The 25,127-nt window shown below is 71.3% G+C and carries 20 protein-coding genes; 15 read left to right on the top strand and 5 right to left on the bottom strand.

Annotated features, from left to right (window positions below):
* Positions 1-125 precede the first annotated feature (125 nt).
* Entirely contained in the window at positions 126-683 is a 558-nt protein-coding gene (gene phaP / locus ACTJKJ_RS24320; RefSeq protein WP_091722216.1) for a TIGR01841 family phasin, read from the top strand.
* A 107-nt stretch (positions 684-790) separates the two neighbouring features.
* Here phaP and ACTJKJ_RS24315 read toward each other — a convergent pair whose 3' ends face one another.
* Positions 791-1,498, bottom strand: a complete 708-nt coding sequence (locus ACTJKJ_RS24315; RefSeq protein WP_297384842.1) for a TetR/AcrR family transcriptional regulator — start codon at positions 1,496-1,498, stop codon at positions 791-793.
* 284 nt (positions 1,499-1,782) lie between these two features.
* On the opposite strand from ACTJKJ_RS24315, the gene ACTJKJ_RS24310 reads away from it, so the two are divergent.
* Positions 1,783-2,352, top strand: coding sequence for a YdeI/OmpD-associated family protein (locus ACTJKJ_RS24310; protein ID WP_440822619.1), 570 nt, complete (start codon positions 1,783-1,785; stop codon positions 2,350-2,352).
* An 18-nt stretch (positions 2,353-2,370) separates the two neighbouring features.
* Here ACTJKJ_RS24310 and ACTJKJ_RS24305 read toward each other — a convergent pair whose 3' ends face one another.
* Entirely contained in the window at positions 2,371-3,351 is a 981-nt protein-coding gene (locus ACTJKJ_RS24305) for a patatin-like phospholipase family protein (protein ID WP_440822618.1), read from the bottom strand.
* An 83-nt stretch (positions 3,352-3,434) separates the two neighbouring features.
* Here ACTJKJ_RS24305 and ACTJKJ_RS24300 point away from each other — a divergent pair, with 83 nt between their 5' ends.
* Positions 3,435-5,840 carry a penicillin acylase family protein gene (locus tag ACTJKJ_RS24300; protein WP_440822616.1) on the top strand — a complete coding sequence of 802 codons (2,406 nt, stop codon included), beginning with the start codon at positions 3,435-3,437 and terminating at the stop codon, positions 5,838-5,840.
* 262 nt (positions 5,841-6,102) lie between these two features.
* Here the strand turns inward: ACTJKJ_RS24300 and pncB are convergent, their stop codons facing one another.
* Positions 6,103-7,317, bottom strand: a complete 1,215-nt coding sequence (gene pncB / locus ACTJKJ_RS24295) for a nicotinate phosphoribosyltransferase (protein WP_091722194.1) — start codon at positions 7,315-7,317, stop codon at positions 6,103-6,105.
* A 133-nt stretch (positions 7,318-7,450) separates the two neighbouring features.
* Between pncB and ACTJKJ_RS24290 the strand changes: the two genes are divergently transcribed.
* Positions 7,451-8,278, top strand: a complete 828-nt coding sequence (locus ACTJKJ_RS24290) for a hypothetical protein (RefSeq protein WP_440822613.1) — start codon at positions 7,451-7,453, stop codon at positions 8,276-8,278.
* Positions 8,279-8,319: 41 nt separating this feature from the next.
* Here ACTJKJ_RS24290 and ACTJKJ_RS24285 read toward each other — a convergent pair whose 3' ends face one another.
* On the bottom strand, positions 8,320-8,745 hold the full coding sequence (locus ACTJKJ_RS24285) for an Lrp/AsnC family transcriptional regulator (protein WP_440822611.1): 426 nt from the start codon (positions 8,743-8,745) through the stop codon (positions 8,320-8,322).
* 216 nt (positions 8,746-8,961) lie between these two features.
* Here ACTJKJ_RS24285 and ACTJKJ_RS24280 point away from each other — a divergent pair, with 216 nt between their 5' ends.
* From ACTJKJ_RS24280 to ACTJKJ_RS24230, 11 genes are all read left to right on the top strand, one after another.
* Positions 8,962-10,056 (top strand): ornithine cyclodeaminase, encoded by a 1,095-nt coding sequence (locus ACTJKJ_RS24280; RefSeq protein WP_440822610.1) that lies wholly within the window; start codon positions 8,962-8,964, stop codon positions 10,054-10,056.
* Between the two features lie 292 nt (positions 10,057-10,348).
* On the top strand, positions 10,349-10,909 hold the full coding sequence (locus tag ACTJKJ_RS24275) for an outer membrane protein (protein WP_440822608.1): 561 nt from the start codon (positions 10,349-10,351) through the stop codon (positions 10,907-10,909).
* A 129-nt stretch (positions 10,910-11,038) separates the two neighbouring features.
* A complete protein-coding gene (gene ybiB, locus ACTJKJ_RS24270) occupies positions 11,039-11,968 on the top strand; it encodes a DNA-binding protein YbiB (protein WP_440822606.1) in 930 nt (309 codons plus the stop codon).
* Positions 11,969-12,167: 199 nt separating this feature from the next.
* Positions 12,168-13,865: a nitrite/sulfite reductase gene (locus ACTJKJ_RS24265; RefSeq protein WP_440822604.1), complete on the top strand. Its 1,698-nt coding sequence runs from the start codon at positions 12,168-12,170 to the stop codon at positions 13,863-13,865.
* Positions 13,866-13,876: 11 nt separating this feature from the next.
* Positions 13,877-14,386, top strand: a complete 510-nt coding sequence (locus ACTJKJ_RS24260) for a DUF934 domain-containing protein (RefSeq protein WP_297384821.1) — start codon at positions 13,877-13,879, stop codon at positions 14,384-14,386.
* Positions 14,387-14,388: 2 nt separating this feature from the next.
* Positions 14,389-15,237 (top strand): phosphoadenylyl-sulfate reductase, encoded by an 849-nt coding sequence (locus tag ACTJKJ_RS24255; RefSeq protein ID WP_440822602.1) that lies wholly within the window; start codon positions 14,389-14,391, stop codon positions 15,235-15,237.
* On the top strand, positions 15,234-16,193 hold the full coding sequence (gene cysD, locus ACTJKJ_RS24250; RefSeq protein ID WP_440822600.1) for a sulfate adenylyltransferase subunit CysD: 960 nt from the start codon (positions 15,234-15,236) through the stop codon (positions 16,191-16,193). Before ACTJKJ_RS24255 ends, cysD begins: the two co-directional genes overlap by 4 nt.
* Positions 16,194-16,279: 86 nt before the next feature.
* Positions 16,280-17,572 (top strand): sulfate adenylyltransferase subunit 1, encoded by a 1,293-nt coding sequence (locus tag ACTJKJ_RS24245; RefSeq protein ID WP_440822598.1) that lies wholly within the window; start codon positions 16,280-16,282, stop codon positions 17,570-17,572.
* A 20-nt stretch (positions 17,573-17,592) separates the two neighbouring features.
* Positions 17,593-18,453 carry a uroporphyrinogen-III C-methyltransferase gene (gene cobA, locus ACTJKJ_RS24240; RefSeq protein WP_440822596.1) on the top strand — a complete coding sequence of 287 codons (861 nt, stop codon included), beginning with the start codon at positions 17,593-17,595 and terminating at the stop codon, positions 18,451-18,453.
* A 116-nt stretch (positions 18,454-18,569) separates the two neighbouring features.
* Positions 18,570-18,893, top strand: a complete 324-nt coding sequence (gene fdxA, locus ACTJKJ_RS24235) for a ferredoxin FdxA (protein WP_091722144.1) — start codon at positions 18,570-18,572, stop codon at positions 18,891-18,893.
* Between the two features lie 66 nt (positions 18,894-18,959).
* Positions 18,960-20,051 (top strand): NAD(P)/FAD-dependent oxidoreductase, encoded by a 1,092-nt coding sequence (locus ACTJKJ_RS24230; RefSeq protein ID WP_404932389.1) that lies wholly within the window; start codon positions 18,960-18,962, stop codon positions 20,049-20,051.
* A gap of 102 nt (positions 20,052-20,153) precedes the next feature.
* Here the strand turns inward: ACTJKJ_RS24230 and ACTJKJ_RS24225 are convergent, their stop codons facing one another.
* Positions 20,154-25,085 (bottom strand): C39 family peptidase, encoded by a 4,932-nt coding sequence (locus ACTJKJ_RS24225; RefSeq protein ID WP_440822594.1) that lies wholly within the window; start codon positions 25,083-25,085, stop codon positions 20,154-20,156.
* Positions 25,086-25,127 lie beyond the last annotated feature (42 nt).

Raw genomic sequence — 25,127 nt, 5'->3', positions numbered from 1 at the left:
AAAGTGCTTGCAATCGTCGTCGACGGTCCTATACTGATTCCATGCTGCACCGCAACAAAGGTGTGGCGACGGCGCTCAGCCTGCCGCATTTCCCCTGGCTGACATCACTCTCAAGGAGATCTCGCATGCTGACCGCTGACCAAGTGCTCGACCAACAAAAGAACCTGCAAGCTTCCCTGTTCGGCCTGACGGCCAAGGCCTTCGAAGGCTACGAGAAGCTGGTCGAGCTGAACCTGCAGGTCGCCAAGACCGCGCTCGGCGAAGCCGCCGAAACCGCCCAGCAGGCCATCACGGTCAAGGATCCGCAGGAACTGTGGGCCCTGCAGGCCTCGCTGCTGCAACCGACCGCCGAGAAGGCCGTCGCCTACAGCCGTCACCTGTACGACATCGCCTCGTCGACCTCGTCGGAATTCGTCAAGCTGGCCGAGTCGCAAGTCGCCGACGCCCAGGTGAAGTTTGGCGCCGTCGTCGACAACGCGACCAAGAACGCCCCGGCTGGCACGGAAAATGCTGTTGCTTTGGTGAAGTCGGCGGTCGCCGCGGCCAACAACGCTTACGAAAGCCTGCACAAGGCTGCCAAGCAGGCCTCCGAGATCGCTGAATCGAATTTCAACGCCGTGACCAGCACGGCGGTGAAGGCCACCCAGAACGCCACCCGTACCGCCAAGCGCGCCACGGCCTGAGCGTTCCGAGAGTTGCCGCAACGGTTGTCTCCTCGGTACCCAAGGAAGCTTGGCTTCCCAAGTGCCCTTCAAGCCCAGCTTCATGCTGGGCTTTTTTTTGGTGCGGATCAGTCGCCGGACGACACCATCGGCGTCGCCGCGTTCGCCCCGGAGACGAAGCGGACGAACTGGTCGGTCACGTCGCGCAGCACGCCCTGCACGGTGAACTCGCGCAGCGCCTCGCGGTCGTACAGCGGGTAACGCGGCAGGCCGATCACCATCATCAGGTAGCCCATGGTGCGCACCGACATCTGGTCGCAGATCAGCCGAATCGCGGTTTCATCGGGCTCGAAGCCCTCCGGCGCGCAGGCCGCCACCCGCTCCCGCATCAGGCCCAGCAGCCGGTTGTAGACCGGTTGCTGCGACTGGCCGATCTCCTCCAGCGAGCCCGTCTGGGTCAGCGACATGTAGATCATCCGGAACTGCTCCGGATGCCGCTCCCAGAAGTCCAGCAGGCAGCGGGTGTGCGCCTCCAGCACCTTGCGCGGGGCGCGCTGGTCCTTGGAGGCGTCCAGCAGCTCGTCGGTCAGCGCCTCGAAGACCTCGATCCACAGCCCGTCCAGCAGCGCCTTCTTGCTCTCGAAGTAGCTGTAGATCGCCATCGTCGAGATCCCCAGCTCCTGCGCCAGGCGCCGCATGCTCAGCGCCTCCACGCCCTCGTCCCGGTAGATCTTGCGAGCGCGCTCCAGCATCTCGCGCTTGAGCGCGGCCATCTCTGCGGGGCCGCGGCGCAGCCGGGGCCGCTCGCGGTCGGTGTGCTGATCGATGTGTGCCACGGCGTTCCTGCATCCAAAGGTTATTGTCGGCGTACGTTATCTCACGCTGGCGATCGCATCCAATCCTCGCGAACCCGCGCAGGGACCGGGACCTTCGTCATTGCGTACACGTACGCAAAAAGCTGATCCGAAACCCTCCTCGCGGGCCGACGGCGACCGACGCGTCCGGAGACGACGGCCGCGCCCACGGCGACCGGCGCTTCCTGTCCAAGGGGCAAAACGCGCGCCACGGGCACCGACGCTGCTGCCAGGCCGGGCCCGGCACCGGGGCATACTCGCGGCCCATGGCCACCCGCACCCCGATCTTCTTCGCCAGCGCCGCCGAGTTCCGCGACTGGCTCGACCAGCACGCCGCCACGGCCACCGAGGTCGTGGTCGGCTTCCACAAGCGCGCCACCGGCGAACCCAGCCTCGCCTGGCCGGAGTCGGTCGACGAGGCGCTCTGCCACGGCTGGATCGACGGCGTGCGCACCCGCATCGACGACAAGCGCTACAAGATCCGCTTCACGCCGCGCAAGGCGGTGTCGATCTGGAGCGCAGTCAACATCGGCCGCGCCGAGGCGCTGATCCAGGAAGGCCGCATGAAGCCGGCCGGGCTGGCCGCCTTCGAGCGCCGCCAGGAGGAGCGCTCGCGGGTCTATGCGTTCGAGCAGCCCAAGGAACTGGTGGAACTGGCGCCGGCCCACGAGGTCGTCTTCATGCGGCACCCGGCGGCCTGGGCCTTCTTCCAGCAGCAGCCGGACGGCTACCGCCGCACCAGCATCTGGCACATCCTCAGCGCGAAGAAACCCGAGACCCAGCTGGCCCGGCTGAACAAGCTGATCGAGGCCAGCGCGCGCGGCGAGCGCCTCTAGGCGCCCCGCTCCCGCGGATCAGCGCGTCTTCGCGGCGATCTTGCGGCGGATCTCCGGCAGCATCGCCGTCGCCACCTCGCGGCCCAGCGTGATCGCGCGACGCCGGGTGCTGAAGTCCGAGCCGCTGAAGCCGTCCAGCTTGGGCCGCAGCACCACGTCGGCGCCCTGCAGCTCGTACTGGTTGATCGACTTGCCCATGATCGAGAAGGTCTGCAGCAGCATGCGCATCGCGTCGCCGGGGATCTTGGGATCGGGCGGCTCGCCGATGTCGACGGCGATGACCAGCTCCGCGCCCATCTGCCGGGCGAAGCGCACCGGCACCGGCGCCACCAGGCCGCCATCGACGTACTCGCGGTTGCCGATCTTCACCGGCTGGAACACCGCCGGCACGGCGCTGGACGCCCGCACCGCGGTGCCCACGTCGCCCTGGCGGAACAGGATGGGCGAGCCGTCGCCCAGATCGGTCGCGACGATGCCCAGCGGCAGCGGCAGCTGTTCCAGCCCGCGGTTGCCGGTCATCTGCCGGACGTAGCGCGCCAGCGCCTCGCCGCGGATCAGGCCGCGCATCGGGAAGGTCCAGTCGGTGATCGCGCCCTCGTCCATCGCCTCGGCGACGGTCTGCAGCTCCTTGCCGCTGCGCCCGGCCGCGTAGAGCGCCCCCACCAGGCTGCCGGCCGAGGTGCCGCAGACCAGGTCGACCTTGATGCCGTTTTCCTCCAGCACCTGGATCACGCCGATGTGGGCGAAGCCGCGCGCGGCCCCGCCGCCCAGCGCCAGGCCCAGGCGCGGGGGCTTGGGCACCGGCTTGGGCGTGACCGGCGTGGGCAGCTCGGGGTCGGGCGTGGTCACCACCGGCGTCGGCGCGCTGGTGGGCGACAGCGTCGTGCAGCCGCCCAGCGCGCCCAGGCCGGCGGCACCGGCGGCAAGCAGCCAGCGGCGACGGGACGGCTCGGGCGGCAGGCCGGCGGATTTGGTAGGGTCGCGGTCGTCTCGGAACATGGCGCGGGATTCTAGGGAAACGCTGTAGCGATCCTGTTGCCAGGCGCACGCACAATCCCGGCCCGCAAGCGGAGAGCCCATCGATGAATGACAAGAGCGCCAAGGACAGCCACCGCCGACCCGGCGCGCCCCGACGCTGGCTGGTGCGGGCCCTGATCGGGCTGCCGCTGCTGCTGATCGCGCTGGCGCTCGGCGTCTGGACCAGCGTGCGCGCCAGCCTGCCGCAACTCGATGGCGACGCAGCGATCCCCGGCCTGAGCGCGCCGGTGAGCCTGGGCCGCGACGCGCTCGGCACGCTGGTCGTCGAGGGCCGCACGCGGCTGGACGTGGCGCGCGGGCTGGGCTTCGCCCATGCGCAGGAACGCTTCTTCGAGATGGACCTGACGCGCCGCTCGGCCGCCGGCGAGTTGTCCGCGCTGTTCGGGGACAAGGCGCTGGAGCGTGATCGCACGCGACGCGTGCATCGGCTGCGGGCGCGGCTGACCGACCGCTTCGAGCAGCTCTCCGGCGAGGACCGGCTGCTGCTGCTGGCCTACACCGAGGGCGTCAACGCCGGGCTGCATGCGCTGCCGATGCGGCCCTGGCCCTACCTGCTGCTGCGCGCGCGGCCGCAGGACTGGACGCCGGTGGACTCGCTGCTGGTGATCGCGGAGATGTACTTCATGCTGCAGGGGACCAGCTTCGAGGCTGGCTTCGAGCGCGCGGTGCTGCGCGAGCGCGCCGGCGACGTGGTCTTCGACTGGCTCAGCCCGCGGGGTGGCCGCTGGGACGCGGCGCTCGACGGCAGCCAGCTGGCGCCGCCGCCGATGCCGACGCCCGAGCAGCTGGACCTGCGTCGCGCTCCAGCGCCCGAGGCGCCGGCCAGCGCGTCCGTCCCCGGTCCCGCGGCCTCGCCGGCGAGCGCCCGCGCGGAGCCGCCGGTGCTGGGCAGCAACAGCTGGGCGGTCGCCGGTTCGCGCTCGACGCACGGCGGCGCGATCCTGGCCGACGACATGCACCTGGGCCTGGGCGTGCCGGCGATCTGGTACCGCGCGCAGTTCCAGATCGGCAGCGGCGCGAACGGCCTGCGCGCCGCCGGCGTGACGCTGCCGGGCCTGCCGGCCATGGTCGTCGGCAGCAACGGCGCGGTGGCCTGGGGCTTCACGAATGCCTATGGCCAGTGGTTCGACTGGGTCGAGGTGCCGCCCGACGCCAAGACCTCGACGCACACCGAGACCCTGGAAGTCCACGGCGGTCCCGCGGTGACGCTGACGGTCAGCGAGATCGACGGCGCGCCGATCGTGGCCAGCGACGGCGAGCGCCGCTTCGCGCTGCACTGGGTGGCGCATCAGGGGGCGGCCTACAACCTCGAGCTGGACCGGATGCTGCGGATGCGCCATGTCAGCGACGCGCTGGCGCTGGCGCAGCGCGCCGGCATGCCGCACCAGAACCTGATCGCCGCCGACCGCGACGGCCAGATCGGCTGGACCATCGCCGGCCGGTTGTGGGCGCAGCCGGGGCTGCCGGACGCCTTCGGGCGCTTCGTCGCGCCGGGTGCGATGCGCCGCGAGTGGCTCGATCCGGACCGGGCGCCGCAGGTGCTCTCGCCGGCGCAGGGCCAGCTGTGGACCGCCAACAACCGCCAGCTGGATGGCGCGCCCGGCGAGCTGCTCGGCGACGGCGGCTTCGATCTCGGCGCCCGCGCGCAGCAGATCCGCGACCGGCTCTCGGCGCGCGACAAACACGACGAAGCCTCGATCGGCGCGATCCACCACGACGACGAGGCGCGCTTCATGAAGACCTGGGCGTCGCGGCTGCTGGCGGTGGCGCGCAGCGATGCCGCGACCCATCCGACGCACCGCGCGTTCGTGCAGCTGCTCGAGAACTGGAACGGGCGCGCCGACGCGGACTCGGCCGCCTACCGCCTGGTGCGCCAGGCGCGGCTGCGGGTGCTCGATACCTTATGGGATGCGTGGACGATGCCCGCGCTGGGCGATCGGCAGCTCGACCCGAAGCGCCGCATCCGCTGGCGCAACCAGTTCGAATACAGCGCGGCGCGCGCGCTCGACGAGCGTCCCGTGCACCTGCTGCCGGCGGCCTACGCGAGCTGGGATGCGTTGCTGCTGGCGCAGTTGGACGCCGCGGCCCGCGAGATCGCGCCGGACGGCAACCTCGGCGGCGCCACCTGGGGCGCGCAGAACGCCAGTCGCATCCAGCATCCGCTGGCCAAGGCGATCCCGGCGCTGTCGCGCTGGCTGGACATGCCGTCGGTGCCGCAGTCGGGCGACAGCAACCTGCCGCATGTGGCCGGGCCGGCCTTCGGGCAGTCGGAGCGGCTGGTCGTCTCGCCGGGCCGCGAGGAACAAGGCTGGTTGTCGATGGCGGGCGGGCAGAGCGGCCATCCGATGTCGCCGTTCTACGGCGCGGGGCACCAGGACTGGGTCGAGGGCAAGCCCACGCCGCTGTTGGCGGGCCCGGTGATCCATCGCATCACGGCGCACCGGGACTGAGCACGGCCACCGCCGCTGGCCCTCACCCCCGCCCTCTCCCGCAAGCGGGAGAGGGGGTCACACGGCGCCGCATTCCTTCTCCCGCCAGCGGGATCTCACAACCGCCGCACTGTCCTTCTCCCGCCGGCGGGGAGCCACACGCCGCCGCGCGCTCCTTTTTTCGCAGGTGAAAGGGAGGGCAACACGCCGCCGTTTTTTCACCCTCTCCCGCTTGCGGGAGAGGGAGGGGTGAGGGCCAGCGGCCGTCGCAGGACGCGAGCGCCTATCGCGGACTCGGCACCTTGAACACCTGCCGCAGGTAGGCCAGGAAGGTCTGGTCCTCGCACATGGTCTTGCCGGGGCTGTCGGAGAGCTTGGCCACCGGCTGGCCGTTGACGTGGGTCAGCTTGATGACGATGTTCAACGTCGGCAGCCCCATGTCGTTGCTGAGCTGGGTCCCGATGCCGAAGCCCAGCTGGACGCGGTCCGCGAAATGCCGGTACAGCGCCAGCGCCTTGGGCATGTCCAGCGCGTCGGAGAACACCAGCCGCTTGGTGTTGGCGTCGATGCGCAGCTGCTCGTAGTGCGCCAGCGCCTTCTCGCCCCATTCGACCGGATCGCCCGAATCGTGGCGCAGCCCGTCGAAGAGCTTGGCGAAGTACAGGTCGAAATCGGCCAGGAACGCGTCCATGCCGATCACGTCGGTGAGCGCGATGCCCAGGTCGCCGCGGTACTCCTGCACCCAGTCCTCGAGCGCCGCCTTCTGGTGGTCGCGCAGCCGCACGCCGGTGGCCTGGTAGGCCTGCAGGTACTCGTGCGCCATCGTGCCGATCGGCACCAGCCCCAGCTCCTTGGCCAGCAGCACGTTGGACGTGCCGCGGAAGGTCTCCGGCAGCTCGTCGCGCAGCGTGCGCAGCACCTCCTCGTGCCAGGCGCCGGAGAAACGCCGGCGCAGGCCGAAGTCGAAGAACTGGAACGGGTGGCGGCGCGGCGCCTCGTCGCGGACGAAGGCGCGCACCGTCTCGACCTTGCGCTTGAGCCGCCGCCGGCCTTCCTCGATCGCCGGCGCGGCATCGAAGCGCCGGAAGTACAGCTCGTTGACCATCGCCAGCACGAAGATCTCGAAGCCCATCACATGCACCTGCGGGCCGCGCACGATGATCTCGAGCCGCTCGCCGTCCGCGCGCACCGAAATGAAGTCGCGCTGGAAACGGAAGATGCGCAGCAGGTCGATGAAGTCCGGCTTCATGAAGCGCAGGCCGCGCAGGTAGTCGAGCTCGTCCGGCCTGAAGGTCAGCGCGCACAGGTGGTCCAGTTCGCGCTCGAGGTCGGCCACCAGCGTCGCGAGCGGGTACTGCGGCGTGTTGCGGCAGGCGAAGCGGTACTCGGCCTGCGCCTGCGGATGCCGGTGCAGCATCGCCTGCCACATCGTGAACTTGTAGAGGTCGGTCTCCAGCAGGCTGCGGATCACCGGCGGCGAGGTGTCGGAACGGCTCATGGGCGGCGACTGTACCGCCGCCTTCCCGCCCCTGCTGCCGGCCCTCACCCAGACCCTTGCCCCGGCCCTGCCCCGCCTTCCCTCCAGCACTCGGCGATGATCGCCCCCCTGGTACCTCCGATTCGCCGCCGACGTGTTCCAACGCCCCGCCTTCTTTCCTGTCTCGTCCCGAGCGTTCGCGCTGGGCGCCGCCGCGCCGCTGCTGCTCGCCGCCGCGAACGCGCTCGCGCAGCTCCCCGTGGCCATCGAACAGCCACCCAAGCCCGAGCTCGCGATGAAGATGATCTACGGCGGCAGCAGCTGGCGCGACGCGCGCGTCGCCGCCTTCTTCGGCGGCCGTTCGCCGACCTTGCGCGCCGAAGTGCGCGAGGTCTTCCGCGCGCGCTACGTCGAGCAGGACGTCGACAAGCTGATGCTGGTCTACCAGCTGACGCCCGGACCGCGCGAGCAGTTCCGCTGCCCGGCCTGCGTGCCGGCGCTCGGCGCGGCGGTGCTGGCCGCCGACGCGCAGGGCCGCTGGCGCCTGCGCGCCAAGGGCCCGCTGCTGATGGCCGGCACGCCGGGCTCGGGCGACGAGGACCTGCAACTGCTGCAGCTCGACGAACAGCGCTGGATCCTGCGCAGCCGGCGCCACGACCAGGACCGCGGCCGCGAGAGCCGCAGCGAGCGCCTGGTGCTGGAGCGCGATGGCGAACTGCAGCTCGGCGCGGAACTCGGCTTCGACGACAAGCCCGGCCCGCAGGCCTGCGGCGCGGGCGCGGCGCCGCAGACCTCGGGCGTCAGCGTGCTGAGCCCCGGCCGCGGCCCGCGCGTGGAGATCGTGCTGCGCTTCAACGAAGGCGACTGCCCCGCGCCGCGCCCGGTGGTGCAGCGCACCCGCATGGAACTGCGCGACGGCCACTTCCAGCTTGAGCCCGACGCGCCCGAACCCGACGACGACGCGCCGCCCGCGAAACGCTGACGCAACGCCTGGCGCGCGGCCGGACGTGGCCGGACGTCGCGTCAGGACAGCTTGTAGGTCTGCAGGTGGATGCTGGTCTCGGTCGCGCCGATGCCCTTGATCAGGCGCACCCGCTCGAGGATCTCGGCCAGCTCGCTGAGGTTGTCGGCGCGCAATTCGGCCAGCAGGTCCCAGCGGCCGTTGGTGTCGAACAGCCCGGCCACGCCGGGCTCGCCCAGCAGGATGCCGACGACCTCGCGGGTGCGGTTGCCCTCGACGGCGATGCTCATCCAGGCAGTGATGTGCGGCTGGGCGACGTCGGCGCGCAGCCGGACGGTGTAGCCGACGATCTGGCCGCTGTCCTCCAGGCGCGTCAGCCGGTTGGTCACCGTCCCCCGCGACACCTTCAGCTTGTGCGCCAGCGTCGCGATGCTGGCGCGCGCGTCCTGGCGCAGCAGCGCGATGAGTTGATGGTCCAGCGTGTTCATGGGGTGCTCCGAAGGTCGCGACCGGGCCGCACCACCGTGGCGCAGGTCCGGCGCGGATGCGCGCACAGCGCCCAGGGTTAACCCGAATTTCACGGCATTTCGACAGCCATCGCTGCCGAAATGCTCAATCGACTTCGATTATTGATCAGTTGTTTGGCTTCCTGCTGACACGCGGATCCGAAGAATGGAGGCATCCCCACTGCCATGAGACGGCCGATGACGACCCGATTGCTCCTCACCCCCGACGTCGCCCGCGTGGTCCGCCACGACGGCCTGGCGCACAGCTTCCGGACCCTGGCCCGCTACATCGCCGACGACTACGTCCGCTGGGCCGAATTCGACAAGAGCGCCCGCGTCGCCAACCATTCCGACGAAGGCGTGATCGAGCTGATGCCGATCTCCGACGCTGCGCTCTACACCTTCAAGTACGTCAACGGTCACCCCAAAAACCACCTCGTGGGCCTGCCCACGGTGATGGCTTTCGGCGTGCTCGCCGATGTCGCGACCGGCACCCCGCAGGTGCTGTCCGAGCTGACGCTCAGCACCGCGCTGCGCACCGCCGCCACCTCGGCGCTGGCCGCGCAACACCTGGCCCGCCGCGACTCGCGCGTGATGGCGCTGATCGGCAACGGCGCGCAGGCGGAGTTCCAGGCCCTGGCCTTCCATCACCTGCTGGGCATCACCGAGATCCGCCTGTTCGACGTCGACCCGGCGGCGACGGACAAGCTGGTCCGGCACCTGTCGCGCATCGAGGGCCTGACGGTGGTCCGCTGCCGCAACACCGCCGAAGCGGTGCGCGGCGCCGACATCGTCACCACGGTCACCGCCGACAAGCGCAACGCCACCATCCTGACGCCGGAGATGGTCGAGCCCGGCATGCACATCAACGGCGTCGGCGGCGACTGCCCCGGCAAGACCGAACTGCATCGCGGCGTGCTGGAGCGCGCCAGCGTCTTCGTCGAGTACGAGCCGCAATCGCGCATCGAAGGCGACCTGCAGCAGATGCCCGCTGACTTCCCGGTCACCGAGTTCTGGCGCGTGCTGCGCGGCGAGGCCGCCGGCCGGCGTTCGGCGGAGGAGGTCACGGTCTTCGACTCGGTCGGTTTCGCGCTCGAGGACTTCGCCACGCTGCGCTGGCTGCGCGACCGCGCGCTGGCCCTGGGACTGGGCCGCGACCTGGCGCTGGTGCCCGACATGGCCGACCCGAAGGACCTGTTCGGCGAACTGGGCCTGCCGGCACAGCCCCAAGGCGTGGGCATCGCCACGGGCGCCGCCACGCCGGCCCCGGTGATCACGCCGCTCGCCGCCTGAGGGCGCTCCCATCCGTCGACGCTTGTCCGCGTCAGCAAGCCGGTCCTTGGACCGGCTTTTTTTCGTCCGCGCTCGCGTCCGCGTGTGCGTCGGCTGGCGTGCGCGGTCTGCGCTCGAAGACGCCGTCAACGCCGCCTTCCACCCACCCACAGATCCTTCCCCCTTGCATGAGTCAGTCACGACGCCACGCTGCCTGATGGATGCGATTTACGCCCCGGGTTGCCCTTTCAAGAATCCGATTCGCCAGCTTCGCGCTGGCGCTTCTTTTTCAATTCAACGAAAGCAATCCCGCATGAAGTTCTCTCCGTTCCCTTCCCTTCTGGTGCTCGCGCTGGCCGTGGGCGCAGGCGCGGCGCAGGCGCAGGTGTATCTCGAGGCCTCGCTGGGCACCGGCAAGGTCAACGGCCAGTGCCGCGACCTGCCCAAATGCGATGCCACCGGCATCGACTCGCGCCTGAGCCTGGGCTACCTGTTCGGTGGCGGCCTGGGCGTTGAAGCGAGCTGGCTGGACTACGCACGCGTCAAGGCCGGCGACGAGGTCAACGGCGCCCGCGCCAAGCTCAGCGGCTGGGGCATCGGCGGCGTCTATCGCTACCCGTTGACCGAGCGGCTGAGCCTGAACGCCCGCGGCGGCGTGGTCTGGAACCAGATCAAGGCCAGCACCTGGGACAACAAGATCACCACCCAGAGCGCCCGCGAGCGCTCGGTCCAGCCCTACCTCGGCCTCGGCGCCGCCTTCGCGCTGAACGAGACCTACTCGGTGGGCCTGGGCGCGGACTTCACCCGCGCCAAGCTGGCGAAGGAGAAGGCCAACATCCGCGCGTTCAGCGTGGTGCTGCGCTCGGTGTTCTGATCGTGAGCCCGGGCGGCCGATGACGCGGCCNGGTCCGCGCGCGGGCCGTTCCACCTCCTGCGTTCCCGGACGCCGGGCTGGCTAAGATGCGGCGCTTGTTCCGCCCCCGCGCCTTCGCACCGACCTGCCGTGGACTCCGCTCCCTACGCCCCGCTCATCAAGGAAATCGGCCGCGGCGCGCGCGGCGCCCGCGACCTGACGCGCGAGCAGGCGCGCGAACTGTTCGGCCAGCTGCTCGACGGCACCGTGCCGGATCTGGAGCGAGGCGCCATCCTCATCGCGATGCGCATCAAGGGCGAGAGCCTGGACGAGCTGCTGGGCTTCGTCGAGGCCATGCAGGTCGGCGCGGCGCGCGTCCCGGCCCCCGAGGGACCGCGAACGGTGGTCCTGCCCACCTTCAACGGCGCGCGCAAGCAGGCCAACCTGATGCCGCTGGTGGCGATGCTGCTGGCGCGGGACGGCATCCCGGTGCTGATCCACGGCCGGCATGACTTCGACAGCCGCATCAGTCCGTTCGAGCTGTTCGAGGCCCTGGGGCTGCCGGTGGCGGGGGACGTCGGGGAAGCCGGGCAGCGGCTCGCGGCGGATCGGCTCGCCATCCTTCCGACGGCGGCGATCCATGCGGGACTCGACGCGATGATGGCGCTGCGTCCGCGGCTGGGGCTGCGCAACAGCAGCCACAGCGTGGCCAAGCTGCTGGATCCGTTGCCCGGGCGCAGCGTGCGCGTGGTGGCGGTGACGCATCCCGAATACGTCGACAGCATGGGGACGGCGCTGCCGATCCTGAGCGCCGGCGACGGCCGGGCGCTGCTGATGCGGGCCAGCGAGGGCGAGGCTTATCTGCATCTGCGGCGCAAGGCGCATCTGCAAGGCTTCGCGGACGGGCAAGCGATCGATCTCAATCCGCAAAGCAATGAGGATCTGGAATGGCCGCTGTCCACCGCCTGCGAGCCGGCGGACAACGCCGCGCTGATCCGCGCGATCCTCGCGGGAGCCGAGCCGCTGCCGCCGCGGATCAAGGACCAACTTGCCGCGCTGCGCCGCCTGGCGACCGCCTGAGCACGCGGCCGGCGGCCGCAAGCGCCTTTGCAGCTCCATTCATATGCTTATCTCGCCATAAGCAATCTACGAATTTGTAGTTCTCATATATATAAAGCGTTCATAGAGTCCAGACTCCCGGCCAGCCCAGGGCGCCAGCCGCGGTGTCAGATGACGCGGCGGGCCCTTCTTGAAACCCGGCCGGGGCCCAGCTGACGCCATGTACGCCTATACCGATTTCGACCGCCAGTTCGTCCACGCCCGCGCGGCCCAGTTCCGCGACCAGCTCGAGCGCCATCTGGCCGGCCAGCTCCCCGACGACGACTTCCGCGCGCTGCGCCTGCAGAACGGCTGGTACATCCAGCGCCACGCGCCGATGCTGCGCATCGCCATCCCCTACGGCGTGCTGTCGTCCAAGCAACTGCGCCAGCTCGGCCGCATCGCCCGCGAGCACGACCGCGGCTACGGCCACTTCACCACGCGCCAGAACCTGCAGTTCAACTGGATCCCGCTGCCGCAGTCGGCCGACGTGATGGACCTGCTGGCCGACGTCGACATGCACGGCATCCAGACCAGCGGCAACTGCATCCGCAACATCACCAGCGACGTCACCGCCGGCGTCGCGGCCGACGAACTCATCGACCCGCGCCCCTACGCCGAAGTGCTGCGCCAGTGGTCGACGCTGCATCCTGAATTCGCCTTCCTGCCGCGCAAGTTCAAGATCGCGATCTCCGGCGCGAAGGAAGACCGCGCCGCCATCGGCTGGCACGACATCGGCCTGCAGCTGCGCCGCAATGAAGCGGGCGAGGTCGGCTTCCAGGTCTTCGTCGGCGGCGGCATGGGCCGCACGCCCATCGTCGGCCAGGAGATCAACCCCTTCGTCCCGTGGCAGCACATCCTGCTGTACCTCGAGGCGATCGTGCGCACGTACAACCGCTTCGGCCGCCGCGACAACATGTACAAGGCGCGCATCAAGATCCTGGTGAAGGCGGAAGGCCAGGCCTACTTCGACGCCGTCAACGCCGAGTACCAGTCCATCCTGAACGACGACGCCGGCAGCCACGAGCAGATCATTCCCGAGGCGGAACTGGCCCGCGTCGCCGCGAGCTTCGTCGAGCCGCAAGGCGTGACCCCGGCCGCGGGCATCGACATCTTCGAAGGCGCCGCCCCGGCCTACCGCCGCTGGCTGGAGCGCAACGTCCACGCCCACCGCGTCAGCGGCTACCGCTCGGTGACGCTGTCGCTCAAGCGCCTGGGCCTGCCGCCGGGCGACATCACCGACGCGCAGATGGACGCCGCCGCCGACCTCTCCGACCGCTTCAGCCATGGCGAGCTGCGCGTCTCCCACGACCAGAACCTGCTGCTGCCCTGGGTGCGCGAAAGCGACCTGCCCGCGCTCTACGAAGCCGCCAAGGCGCAGGGCTTCGCCACGCCCAACATCGGCCTGCTGACCGACATGATCGTGTGCCCCGGCGGCGACTTCTGCGCGCTGGCCAACGCCCGCTCGATCCCGGTCGCGGCCGAGATCACCGAGCGCTTCCAGGACCTGGACGAGCTCTGGGACATCGGCGACATCGACCTGCACATCAGCGGCTGCATCAACAGCTGCGGCCACCACCACAGCGGCCATATCGGCGTGCTCGGCGTCGACAAGGACGGCAGCGAGTGGTACCAGATCACGCTGGGCGGCTCGGACGGCTCGACGCTGTCGGGCGCCGCGGTGCCGGGCAAGGTGATCGGCCCGTCCTTCGCGGCCGACGAGGCGGCCGATGCCGTCGAGGCCGTGATCGCGACCTACCGCCGCGAGCGCGAGGCCGGCGAGCGCTTCCTCCAGACGGTGCGCCGCATCGGCCTGGACGCCTTCAAGCAGGCGACCAACCGCATCCGCCGCACCACCGCCAAGCAGACCACCGACTGAGCCGCCGCACCATGAAGTTCGTTTCCAAGGCCCAAGACCCCTGGCACACCTGCGCGGGCGAGGACGGCCCCCAGCCGCATCCCGCCGCCGCCGACCACAAGCTGCTGACGCTGGAGCAGTGGCATGCCGTGCGCGACACCTGGCCCGAGGGCCTGGCCACCGGCGTGATCCTGCCCAACGACGTCGACGTGACCGAGCTCAAGGCCGACCTGCCGCGGCTGGCGCTGGTGGTGCTGCAGTTCCCCAAGTGGGTCGACGGCCGCGCCTACAGCCAGGCCCACGTGCTGCGTTCGCGCCTGCGCTTCGCCGGCGAGGTCCGCGCGATCGGCGAAGTGCTCGTGGACATGCTGCCGCTGCTGCAGCGCTGCGGCGTCGACGCCGTGCAACTGCGCGGCGACCAGAACCTCGAGGCGGCCGAGCGCGCGCTGAAGTTCTTCCCCGGCCACTACCAGGCGGACGTCAACGAGACGCGCCCGCTGTTCGCGCGAGCGGGCGTCACCAGCCAGAAGGCGGAGGCCTGAGCATGAGCGGCGAGCTGTCCTCGCTGGACTTCACGCCGATCGGCGGCGATCACGCGACCGCATCCGGCGTGTCCGCGCTGCCCGGCGCCGGCGTCGGCTCCGCGATCGGCCTGTATGCCCGCAAGACCGCCGGCTTCGACGAGCGCCTCGCGCGCACGGTCGAGGTGCTGAAGCAGGCCGCCGCCGACTTCGGCCCCGGCGCGCTGCAGTCGACCTCGCTGGGCGTCGAAGACATGGTCATCACCGACCTGATCGCGCGCCACGGCCTGCCCATCGCGCTGGCCACGCTCGACACCGGCAAGCTGCACGCCGAGACGCTGGCGCTGATCCCGCGCATCCAGGCGCGCTACGGCCTGGCGGTCGAGGTCTTCGCGCCGGTCAGCGAGCAGGTCGTCCACTTCGTCCGCGCCAATGGCGAGGAGCCGATGTACCGCAGCGTCGAGCTGCGCAAGGCCTGCTGCGGCGTGCGCAAGCTCGAGCCGCTGGCGCGCATGCTCGCCGGCCGCAGCGCCTGGATCACCGGCCTGCGCCGCGAGCAGAGCGCCAACCGCGCCGAGGTCCCGTTCCGCGAGGACGATGGCCAGGGCCGCACCAAGATCAATCCGCTCGCCGAGTGGACCTGGGCCGACGTCTGGCACTACGTCCAGGCGAATGACGTGCCCTACAACCCGCTGCATGACCAGTTCATGCCCAGCATCGGCTGCGCGCCCTGCACGCGCGCGATCGCCGTCGGCGAGGACTTCCGCGCCGGCCGCTGGTGGTGGGAGGACTCGTCCAAGGAATGCGGCCTGCACGCGACCCACACCCCCGAATCCACCGATTCCCCTGAGACCTCCGGAGCCTCGGCATGAACGCCCCCGTGAACCTCGAACAACTGCTGCCGCTGGCGGACCACCGCCACCTCGACCACCTCGAGGAAGAGGCGATCTTCATCCTGCGCGAGGTCGCCGCGGCCTTCGAACGCCCCGCCCTGCTGTTCTCCGGCGGCAAGGATTCCTGCGTCGTGCTGCGCCTGGCCGAGAAGGCGTTCAAGCGCCGCATCGCCGGCAACGAGTTCGCCGGCAAGCTGCCCTTCCCGCTGGTGCACGTGGACACCGGCCACAACTTCCCCGAGGTCATCGAGTTCCGCGACCGCCGGGTCGCCGAGATGGACGAACGCCTGGTCGTCGGCCACCTCGAGGACTCGATCAAGAAGGGCACGATCCGCCTGTCGCATCCGCTGGAATCGCGCAACGGCCACCAGACGGTGACGCTGCTGGAGACCATCGAGGAGCACCGCTTCGACGTGCTCATCGGCGGCGCCCGCCGCGACGAGGAGAAGGCCCGCGCCAAGGAGCGCATCTTCAGCCACCGCGACAGCTTCGGCCAATGGCAGCCCAAGGAACAGCGGCCCGAGCTGTGGAATCTCTTCAACACCCGCATCCGCCCGGGCGAGCACTTCCGCGCCTTCCCGATCAGCAACTGGACCGAGCTGGACGTGTGGCTCTACATCGCGCGCGAGAACATCCCGCTGCCGTCGCTGTACTTCGCGCATGACCGGCAGGTGATCCGCCGCAAGGGCCTGCTGGTCCCGCTGACCGAGGTCACGCCACCCGAGGCCGGCGAGACCGTCGAGACCGCACAGGTGCGCTTCCGCACCGTCGGCGACATGACCTGCACCTGCCCGGTGGAGAGTCCCGCCGCCAGCGCCGCCGACATCGTCGCCGAGACGCTGACCGTGACCGTCTCCGAGCGCGGCGCCACCCGCATGGACGACCGCACCTCCGACGCCTCGATGGAGCGCCGAAAGAAGGAAGGTTATTTCTGACGCGCCCGGGGCCACGCCCCGCGTCCGCCACGTTCACTGCCCCCACGGGGGCGCGGGTCGCCGCAGGCGGCCCGGCAGGAGTTCCGATGACCGCCGTTCACAAGATCCATCAATCCGACGTCGACACCACGCACCGCGCGCTGCGCTTCCTGACCGCGGGCAGCGTCGACGACGGCAAGAGCACGCTGATCGGGCGTCTGCTCTTCGACAGCCGCGCGATCCTGGCCGACCAGCTCGACACGCTGGCCAAGCGTGCCGCCGGCCAGCCCATCGACCTGAGCCTGCTCACCGACGGCCTGGAGGCCGAGCGCGAGCAAGGCATCACGATCGACGTCGCCTACCGCTACTTCGCGACCAAGCAGCGCAAGTTCATCATTGCCGACGCCCCCGGCCATGAGCAGTACACCCGCAACATGGTCACCGCCGCCGCCGGCAGCGATGCCGCCGTGGTGCTGGTCGACGTGACCAAGCTGGACCTGTCGGTGGACGACGTCCCGCTGCTGCCGCAGACGCGCCGCCACAGTCTGCTGGCCCATCTGCTGCGCGTGCCCAGCATCGTCTTCGCGATCAACAAGATCGACGCCGCCGCGAATCCCGGCGACGCGTTCCGCAAGGTCTCGGCCGCGCTGGAGAAGTTCGCATCGGCGGCCGGCATCCAGGTCACCGCGGTGGTGCCGGTCTCCGCGCTGCGCGGCGACAACGTCACCCAGCCGCTCGAGGCGGACTGGTACGACGGCCCCTCGCTGCTGCAGGTGCTGGAGTCGCTGCCCACCGTGCAGGAAACCGTCGAAGCCCCGCTGGCGCTGCCGGTGCAGTACGTGGCCAAGGACGGCGACGGCACCGGCAACAACCCCCGCGTGCTGTGGGGCCGGATCGCGCAGGGCCAGGTGCAGGTCGGCGACGAGGTGCAGATCCTGCCGAGCGGCCAGACCGCCGTGGTGGGCGAGCTGCGCCGCGCCGGCGAGCCGGTGGCCGCTTCGGTGGCCGGCGAGTCCGCCGGGCTGCTGCTGGACCGACAGGTCGACGTGTCGCGCGGCGACTGGATCGTGGCGCCGGGCGCCGCGACGCCGCGCCGCGCCTTCGACGCGACGCTGGCCTGGCTGGACACCGAGCCGGCCGTCATCGGCCGCAAATACTGGGTCCGCCACGGCAACCGCTGGGTCCAGGCCCGCATCACCGCCATCGACCACCGCCTGGATATCCAGACCCTGGCCGAGACCGAGGCGCATGAACTCTCCGTCAACGAGATCGGCCATGTCACCGTCGAGTTGCAGGCCGAGCTGCCGCTGCAGCCCTACGCGGACAACCGCGTCGGCGGCGCGCTGATCGTCGTGGATCCCACCAGCAACCGCACCAGCGGCGCGCTGCTGGTCCGCTGAACACCGTCCAGGAGACCGCCATGGGACGCGTCCTCTTCGTCAGCGCCGGGCCCGGCGCCGCCGACCTGATCACGCTGCGCGGCGCGCGGGCACTGGCGCAGGCGGAGGTGGTGCTGTTCGACGCCCTCACCGACCCGGCGCTGCGCGAGCTCGCGCCCCAGGCGCGGTGGCTGGACGTGGGCAAGCGCGGTTTCTGCCACTCGACCAAGCAGACCGCGATCAACGCGGCGCTGGTGCGGGAAGCGAAGACCCATGCGCTGGTCGTGCGGCTCAAGGGCGGCGATGCCAGCGTGTTCGGCCGGCTGGAAGAGGAATTGCAGGCGCTGGCCGAGGCCGGCATCGGCTACGAGATCGTGCCCGGCGTGACCGCCGCGATCGCCGCGGCCGCGCAGACCGGCCGCCCGCTGACGCGCCGCGGCGCCGGCCGCAGCGTCGCGCTGACCACCGCGATGACCCGCGAGGGCGAGCTCCAGGCCGCCAAGTCCGCCGACACCGAGGTGTTCTACATGGCCGGGCAGCAGCTAGCCGCCCTCGCCCGCCGGCTGCTCGCCGCGGGCTGGGCGCCGGACGCGCCGGTAAGCGTCGTGTCCCGCGCCGGCTGCGCGGACGCGCTGGCCAGCGAGCATGAGGTCGCCACGCTGGGCGCCGCGTCGATGCTGCATCGGGGCCGGCCGACGGTGGTCGTCGTCGGCGCCGGCGCCGCGCCACTGGGCACGGCGGGCGCGGCAGTCCCGGACCGGGCGTCGGCCACCGGTGCTTTGCCGGCGACCGCGCCCGAGCGGGCCTCCGACCCCGGATTGGGCGAATACGCGACGCTTTCCCCGTCCCAAGACCTTGAGCCGCGCGGGCCGGAAGCGCTGGCGCAAACCCCGAACGTTTAAAATCCGCCGTTTTCCGTCAGCGCCGACCGAGCCCACCGTCCGGGAATCGCCTGGAGACCGCCAGGGACGCTGAATTTCGAGGGCCCCCCGCCGGCCCCGCCACTAGAAGAGCCGCTATGACCCACGTCGTCACCGAAGCCTGCATTCGCTGCAAATACACCGATTGCGTCGATGTCTGTCCCGTCGACTGCTTCCGCGAGGGCCCGAACTTCCTGGCCATCGACCCCGATGAATGCATCGACTGCGCGGTCTGCATCCCCGAGTGCCCGGTGAACGCGATCATGCCGGAGGAGGACGTCCCCGGTGACCAGCAGATCATGATCAAGCTGAACGCGGATCTCGCGAAGAAGTGGCCCAGCATCACCAAGCGCAAGACGCCGCTGCCCGATGCCGACGAGTGGAAGGACAAGACGGGCAAGGTCGATCAGCTGGTCCGCTGACCGATCCCCTCATCTCGCGGCGCCGGAGCCTGCCGGCCGCTGCTTCTCACAAGAATGGAAACGCAAGTGACTGAAGCGACCTCCGCCCCGCACGCGGGCGTGATCGAAACGGATGCCGTCATCGTCGGCGCCGGCCCGGTGGGCCTGTTCCAGGTGTTCGAGCTGGGCCTGCTCGAGATCAAGGCCCACATCATCGATTCGCTGGCTTATCCCGGCGGCCAGTGCATCGAGCTGTATCCCGACAAGCCGATCTACGACATCCCGGCGCTGCCGGTGGTGACCGGCAAGGAACTGACCGACAACCTGATGAAGCAGATCGAGCCCTTCGGCGCGACCTTCCATCTGGGCCAGGAGGTCACGACCGTCGAGAAGCAGGAGGACGGCCGCTTCTTCGTCGCCACGAGCAAGGGCACGCAGTTCCTGACCAAGACGATCTTCATCGCGGGCGGCGTGGGCTCCTTCCAGCCCCGCACCCTGAAGGTCGAGGGCATCGACAAGTACGAGGGCTCGCAGGTCCATTACCGCGTGCGCAACCCGGCGCAATTCGCCGGGAAGAACCTGGTGATCATCGGCGGCGGCGATTCGGCGCTGGACTGGGCGCTGAACTTCTGCGCCGGCAATGCCGACGGCAACCCGCACAAGGCCGAGAGCGTGATCCTGGTCCACCGCCGCGACGGCTTCCGCGCCGCGCCGGCCTCGGTGGCCAAGATGAAGGAACTCTGCGACGCCTACGAGATGCAGTTCATGGTGGGCCAGGTGGCCGACCTGGACGAAGGCGAGGACGCGCTCAAGGGCCTGAAGATCACCGGCGGCGACGGCGTCACGCGCGTCGTGCCGGCGGACCAGGTGCTGGTGTTCTTCGGCCTGTCGCCCAAGCTGGGCCCGATCGCCGAATGGGGCCTGGCGCTGGAAAAGAAGCAGATCCAGGTCGACACCGAGAAGTTCCAGACCAGCGTGCCCGGCATCTTCGCGGTGGGTGACATCAACACCTACCCGGGCAAGAAGAAGCTGATCCTGTCGGGCTTCCACGAGGCCGCGCTGGCGGCGTTCGGCGCGATGCCGATCATCAACCCCGAGAAGCGCGTCCACCTGCAGTACACGACCACCAGTCCGAAGCTGCACAAGGTGCTGGGCGTCGAGACGCCGGTGTTCGACTGAGTCCGGCGGCCCAGTGCCCCCAACGGGGCGCTGGACCCCCAGGGCCCCGCCGGGGCGCCTGGACCGAAAAAGAGCCCGCCTGGCGATGCCGGCGGGCTCTTTTCATTGCGGGACGAACCAGCGCCAGCGCTGCGCCGGCGCGGTGTGGACCCAGCGCGCGGGATGGCGCAGGCGCCGCCAGATCGAGGCGCCGGGGCCGTCCCCGATCACCGCCCGCCGCAGCGCCGCCACCGAGCCCTCGCGGCCGCCCGTGCGCATCAGCGTGGCATAGGCCTCGATCATCGCCAGCGCCGGCGTCATCCATCCGGACGGCGACCATTCATGCCGCCGCGCGAGGCGATGCTCCAGCTGCTCGCCACGCGAGTGCGCGGCCAGCAGCGCCAACTCCCACAGGCGCATGTCCTCCTGGTACGGGTCCCGCGGCAGGGCATGCGCGACCACCTCGCCCAGCTCGTCCCAGTGGCCACGCCGCGCCAGCGCGATGCACAGGTTGGTCAGCGCGTAGAGCGGCGGCTGCGCGCGGTCGCGCCAGTCGCGCATCCAGTCGACGGTGTCGCGGAACAGGCCGCGCGAGACCAGCGCATAACTGGTCTCGCCCCAGCTCGCCATGTCCGCGCGCAGCCGGTCGCCATGTCGGCGCACCAGCCAGCGCAGCCAGAGGTCGCGCTCGGTGTCGACCAGCCAGCGCAGCAGCGCGCGCAGCAGCAACTGGCCTTGCGCGCGTCGCAGCAGCCGCGCGGCCGTGAAGGCGGTGATCAGCTCACCGCGGCGCCGCGCCTGCGCGATCAGCCAGTGGTAGGCCAGGCCGGGCGCGCCCTCCCCGCGCTCGATGCGGGCCAGTTGCCACGCCGCCAGTCCCTGTCCCCAACCCGCCGCGTCGATCGCCTCGCAGGCCAGGCGCGATTGCACCAGGTCATAGCCCGGCAGGTCGACCAGGCGCTCCAGCCACTCGAAGGCCAGGTCGCGACGTCCGGCGCGGCTGGCGGCGATCACCGCCCGGCGCGCGAGGTCGGTGGTCGGCTCGGCGGCCCACTGGGAGCGCACCGCCCACTCCACGCTGTCGGTGTCGCCGACCCGCTCCGCCGCCTCGCAGAGCACGCGGGCGGCGAACAGGTAGCGGCCTTCGAGCTCCAGCGCGCGGCGCAGTTCGGTGACCGCCTCGGCATGGCGACCCAGCTTGAACAGCGCATGGCCGACGTAGGCGTGCGGCATGCCGCGGTGCGGCAGGAGTGCCCGCAGCCGCTGCGCCGCTTCCAGGTAGGCCGCGTTCTCGTCGCGCGCGTCTTCCCAGTCGGCCAGGTCGCGCCAGAGGGACTCGTCGTCCGGCACCTCCGCGATCAGCGCGCGCAGCCGGGCGACGGCACCGGCCCGGTCGCCGCGCCGCCAGGCGCAGCGCGCCTCCCAGGCCCGCAGCGCGACCGGTGCCGCGCCGGGCCAGGGCAGCGCCTTGAGCAGCGTCTCGATCTCATCGTGGCGCGACAGCTGCGCCAGGCGCTCGAAGCGCGCGATCCAGGCCGCTTCCAGCATCGGCGCCAGCGCCACGGCGCGCTCGGCCGCGGCCAGCGCCTCGAGGTCGTCCCGCCCCTGGCTCGCGCGCACCAGCCAGGCGCTGGCGTCGCCGGGGCGGCTGCGCTCGACCTCGTCGACCATCGCGTCGAAGTCGTGCAGGCGCTCGCCCGCCTCGCAGACGCGTCGCACCATCGCCCAGACCCAGGTCGGGCGCGGATTCAGCAGCAGCGAGCGGCGCGCCTCGCGCAGGGCGTCGTCCGGCCGCTGACGGCGCTCATGCAGCCAGGCGAGCAGCGCGATCAGGTCGTCGTCGTCATGGGCGTGGTGCAGCGCGCGCGTCACGACGCGCTCGGCGGCGTCGTAGTCGGGCTGCGACTCGGTCAGCAGGTCGACCTGCAGGCGCACCGCCGTGTTCCAGCCGGGGGACTCCGCCAGCACCGCCTCGCAGGCGGCCCGCGCGCCCGCGCGATCGCCGATCTGGCGCAAGGCCTCCGCCAGTTCGTGCTGCACGCGCGGCAGCGCGGTGAAGCGTCGCGCCGCCTCGACCAGCAGCCGCCGCGCCCGCGGCGCGCGGCCCGACTCGATCCATTGCCGTGCCAGCGCGACCCACAGGTGCCAGGTGTCGGGCTGGCGACGCAGGGCCCGCATCAGCCGGCGCGCGACCGCCGTCGGCCGCCAGCCCCGGCCGGCGACCTGCTGGAAGCACAGCCAGCCGTCGCCGAGCACGACCTGCCGGTCCAGCTCCGCCGCGGCCCGGTCGACGGCGTCGCGGGCCTTCGCCGGATCCGGCGCGGCATTGACCAGCAGGCGCATCGAGAAGTCGTAATCCGCGTCCAGCGCCATGGCCCGCCACAGCGCCGGCAGCGCCGCGTCATACCCATCGCGCCGGTGCAGCACATAGGCCAGCACGCCCTGCGCGTCGGCGCGCTCGGGCGTGAGCGCACAGGCCGCCTCGGCCATGGCGACGGCCTCGTCGTGCCGCCCCTGGCGGCTGGCCTGCACCGCCAGTTCGCGCCGGGTCCAGGCGTCGTCCGGGTGATGCTCGCGCAGGCGCTCCAGGACCGCGTTGATGTCCTCGGGGCGGTCGGGCACCCAGTCGAACAGCAGCCGCTGGAGGCCGTAATGCGCCGGGTGGCGCCCGGCCACCTCGCGCAGCGCGGCCAGCGCCGCGCCCTGACCGTCCCGGCGCGACAACAGGCGCAGGCGCAAGCGGTGCAGCGCCAGGCCGAAAGGCTGCAGCGCGCAGGCCTCGTCGGCCCAGCGCAGCGCCGCGTCGAGCTCGCCCCGCGCCTCGTCCAGCAGCGCGCGCAGGCGCAGGACCTCGGCCGGATGCGCCGGTTGCACGGCCGCCTCCACCAGCGCCTGCGCCGCGTCCAGTTGCTGCCGGCGCAGGCGCTGCTCGGCGGCGAAGAGCTTGAGCGCGGCGTCGTCCGGCCGCCGGGCGAGGCCGGCCTGCAACAGCGCCTCCGCCTCCTCCGCGCGTTCGATCAGGTCCAGTTGCTGGTACAGCGTGATCAGGGGCGCGCTCGAGCGCCCGCCCCATTCGCGCTCGCGTTCGCGCAGGAAGGCCAGGCCCTCGGCCTCCCGGCCCAGCACGCGGCAGGCGGTCATGTAGGCCCGCGCGGCCTGCTCATCGGTGGCCAGCAGGCAGGCGGTCCAGCGGTAGAGCGCCAGCGCGTCCTCGCGCGAGCCGTGGGCCCATTCGAAGTCCGCCCACTGCCACCAGACCTGCCCCAGCACCGGCCCCCGCCGGATCGCCCGGCGCAGGCACTGCCGGGCCTGCCAGGCGCGGCGGCTGTCGAGCGCGAGGCGGTCGGCCCAGCGCACCAGCACCAGCGGGTCGGCGCCGGGCGCCGCCGCCTGCGCCTCCAGCGCGCGCGAACTGGCGGCCTGGCCGGCGATCGCCGACAGCGACGCGACCTGGCTCAGCCGCAGGTGAGGATCGTCCGGGAACATCGCGAGCAGGGCCTCGGTCGCCTCGAGGATCGCCGGCTCGTTACCGTCGTAGAGCGCGACCAGCCGCGCGGCACGCCAGGCCAGGCGGCTGCCCGGCGAGCGCGCGGCCAGCACGTCGCGCGCCGCCAGCGCGGCGGGGCGGTCGTGCCGCTCCAGCGCGGTCTGGACGCGGAACAGCTCGTCGTGGTCCTCGGCCTCGGGCAGCCCGATGCCGTCGAGGCGGTGGGCCTGGTCCGGCGGCACCATGAGCATCGCGCGCGGCCCGTGGGCCGCCTGCGCGGCGAACAGCGGCGCCGCTTCCATCTCCGCATGGGAGGGGTGGAAGGGATCGCGGATCAGCAGCGTGCGCCGCAGCCGGTCATAGCCCGCCACCGCTTGCAGGTGGCCGCTCGCGGCCCCCTTCGTGACCAGCGCGAAGGGCACGCCGGCGTCGATCAGCGCGCAGGCGCTGTCCCAGTCCAGGCGGAAATCCCGGACCACGAAGCCGCGCTGCCCGGCCCAGAGACGCTCGTTGGCATCGCTGGTGCCGTCATAGCAGATGGCCTGGGCGATCTCGAGGTGCTCGGCCGGCCAGCCCCAGTACTGGCAGAGCGAGCTCAGCGTGGCCGGCGCGCAGGTGGACCAATGCTGGCGAACGAAAGGCAGCCGGAGCAGCACCCGCGCCTGCCCCGGCGACGGATCGACCAGGCGTTCGGCGAGCGCGCTGTAGAAGCCGGTCCCGGGCACGCGCAGCGCCGCCTCGCGCGCTTCGGCATGGCGCCCCAGGCGCATCAGCGCGTCGGCGCGCCGGGCCTCCAGGTAGCCGAGTTCAGCCGCATTCGCGCGCGGCATCATCCGCTGCGCCTCCGCCAGCAGCGCCAGCACCTCGGACCAGGCCTCGCGCTCGTTGAGCAGATCCGCCAGCTGCAGCGCGATGGCCGCGCATTCGGTGTCCGCCATCGCGGCGCGCAGCACCTCGACGGCCTCGTCCTGGCGGTTCAGCAGCGTGAGCGCGCGGGCTTCGGCCTGCAGGCCCGAGCGGTAACCGGGGCACAGCGCCAGCGCCTCGCGGGCCCGCGCCAGCATGTCCTCGTAGCGGTCTTGGCCCATCAGGGTGAAGCTGTACTCGATGCGCAGCCACGGGTCGGACGGATCGAGCGCGATCGCCCGCTCATGCTCGGCGCAGGCGCGGCTGAAGTCGCGCAGCTGGCCCAGCCAGGTGCCGCGCAGCGCGTGCTCGTCGGCGCGGGCCGCATCGTCCTGGCCGGGCGGGGACGGGAAGCGGCGCCAGGCCCGCCACATCCCGAACGGTCCCTGCCGCGCCAGCACCGTGCGCAGCAGGTACAGCCGCGCCTGCGGGTGACCGGGGTGGCGGCGCCCCAGGCGCAGCGCCAGCGCCTCGGCGCGGCGGTCGTCGCCCAGGTAGCTCAGCGCGCGGATGGCGCGGACGACGGCGTCCGGCGAACCGTCGGCAATCCAGCCGTCGATCCGGTCGGAGACCGTCAGGTAGTGCCCGAGATCCAGCGATCGATCGATCGCCGACCAGTCTTGTTCTGGAAGCGTGGGCGCGCTCCCCTCCCTCATGTTCATGCGCGCGATGCTAGCGAAGCCGCCTGCCCGCGCGTTCAGGGT

This window comes from Roseateles sp. 22389, assembly GCF_052044995.1.
Lineage (GTDB): Bacteria > Pseudomonadota > Gammaproteobacteria > Burkholderiales > Burkholderiaceae_C > Roseateles.
This window is presented reverse-complemented; position numbering and strand designations above follow the sequence as displayed.

Excerpts from the sequence above, each read along its gene's own strand:
- ACTJKJ_RS24310 (WP_440822619.1), top strand. The coding sequence starts at position 1,783 with ATGGCCACCCGCACCCCGATCTTCTTCGCCAGCGCCGCCGAGTTCCGC.
- ACTJKJ_RS24260 (WP_297384821.1), top strand. The coding sequence starts at position 13,877 with ATGAAGTTCGTTTCCAAGGCCCAAGACCCCTGGCACACCTGCGCGGGC.
- ACTJKJ_RS24245 (WP_440822598.1), top strand. The coding sequence starts at position 16,280 with ATGACCGCCGTTCACAAGATCCATCAATCCGACGTCGACACCACGCAC.
- ACTJKJ_RS24285 (WP_440822611.1), bottom strand. The coding sequence starts at position 8,745 with ATGAACACGCTGGACCATCAACTCATCGCGCTGCTGCGCCAGGACGCG.
- ACTJKJ_RS24280 (WP_440822610.1), top strand. The coding sequence starts at position 8,962 with ATGACGACCCGATTGCTCCTCACCCCCGACGTCGCCCGCGTGGTCCGC.
- cobA (WP_440822596.1), top strand. The coding sequence starts at position 17,593 with ATGGGACGCGTCCTCTTCGTCAGCGCCGGGCCCGGCGCCGCCGACCTG.
- cysD (WP_440822600.1), top strand. The coding sequence starts at position 15,234 with ATGAACGCCCCCGTGAACCTCGAACAACTGCTGCCGCTGGCGGACCAC.
- phaP (WP_091722216.1), top strand. The coding sequence starts at position 126 with ATGCTGACCGCTGACCAAGTGCTCGACCAACAAAAGAACCTGCAAGCT.
- ACTJKJ_RS24305 (WP_440822618.1), bottom strand. The coding sequence starts at position 3,351 with ATGTTCCGAGACGACCGCGACCCTACCAAATCCGCCGGCCTGCCGCCC.
- ACTJKJ_RS24255 (WP_440822602.1), top strand. The coding sequence starts at position 14,389 with ATGAGCGGCGAGCTGTCCTCGCTGGACTTCACGCCGATCGGCGGCGAT.
- ACTJKJ_RS24300 (WP_440822616.1), top strand. The coding sequence starts at position 3,435 with ATGAATGACAAGAGCGCCAAGGACAGCCACCGCCGACCCGGCGCGCCC.
- ACTJKJ_RS24265 (WP_440822604.1), top strand. The coding sequence starts at position 12,168 with ATGTACGCCTATACCGATTTCGACCGCCAGTTCGTCCACGCCCGCGCG.
- fdxA (WP_091722144.1), top strand. The coding sequence starts at position 18,570 with ATGACCCACGTCGTCACCGAAGCCTGCATTCGCTGCAAATACACCGAT.
- ACTJKJ_RS24275 (WP_440822608.1), top strand. The coding sequence starts at position 10,349 with ATGAAGTTCTCTCCGTTCCCTTCCCTTCTGGTGCTCGCGCTGGCCGTG.
- ACTJKJ_RS24225 (WP_440822594.1), bottom strand. The coding sequence starts at position 25,085 with ATGAACATGAGGGAGGGGAGCGCGCCCACGCTTCCAGAACAAGACTGG.
- pncB (WP_091722194.1), bottom strand. The coding sequence starts at position 7,317 with ATGAGCCGTTCCGACACCTCGCCGCCGGTGATCCGCAGCCTGCTGGAG.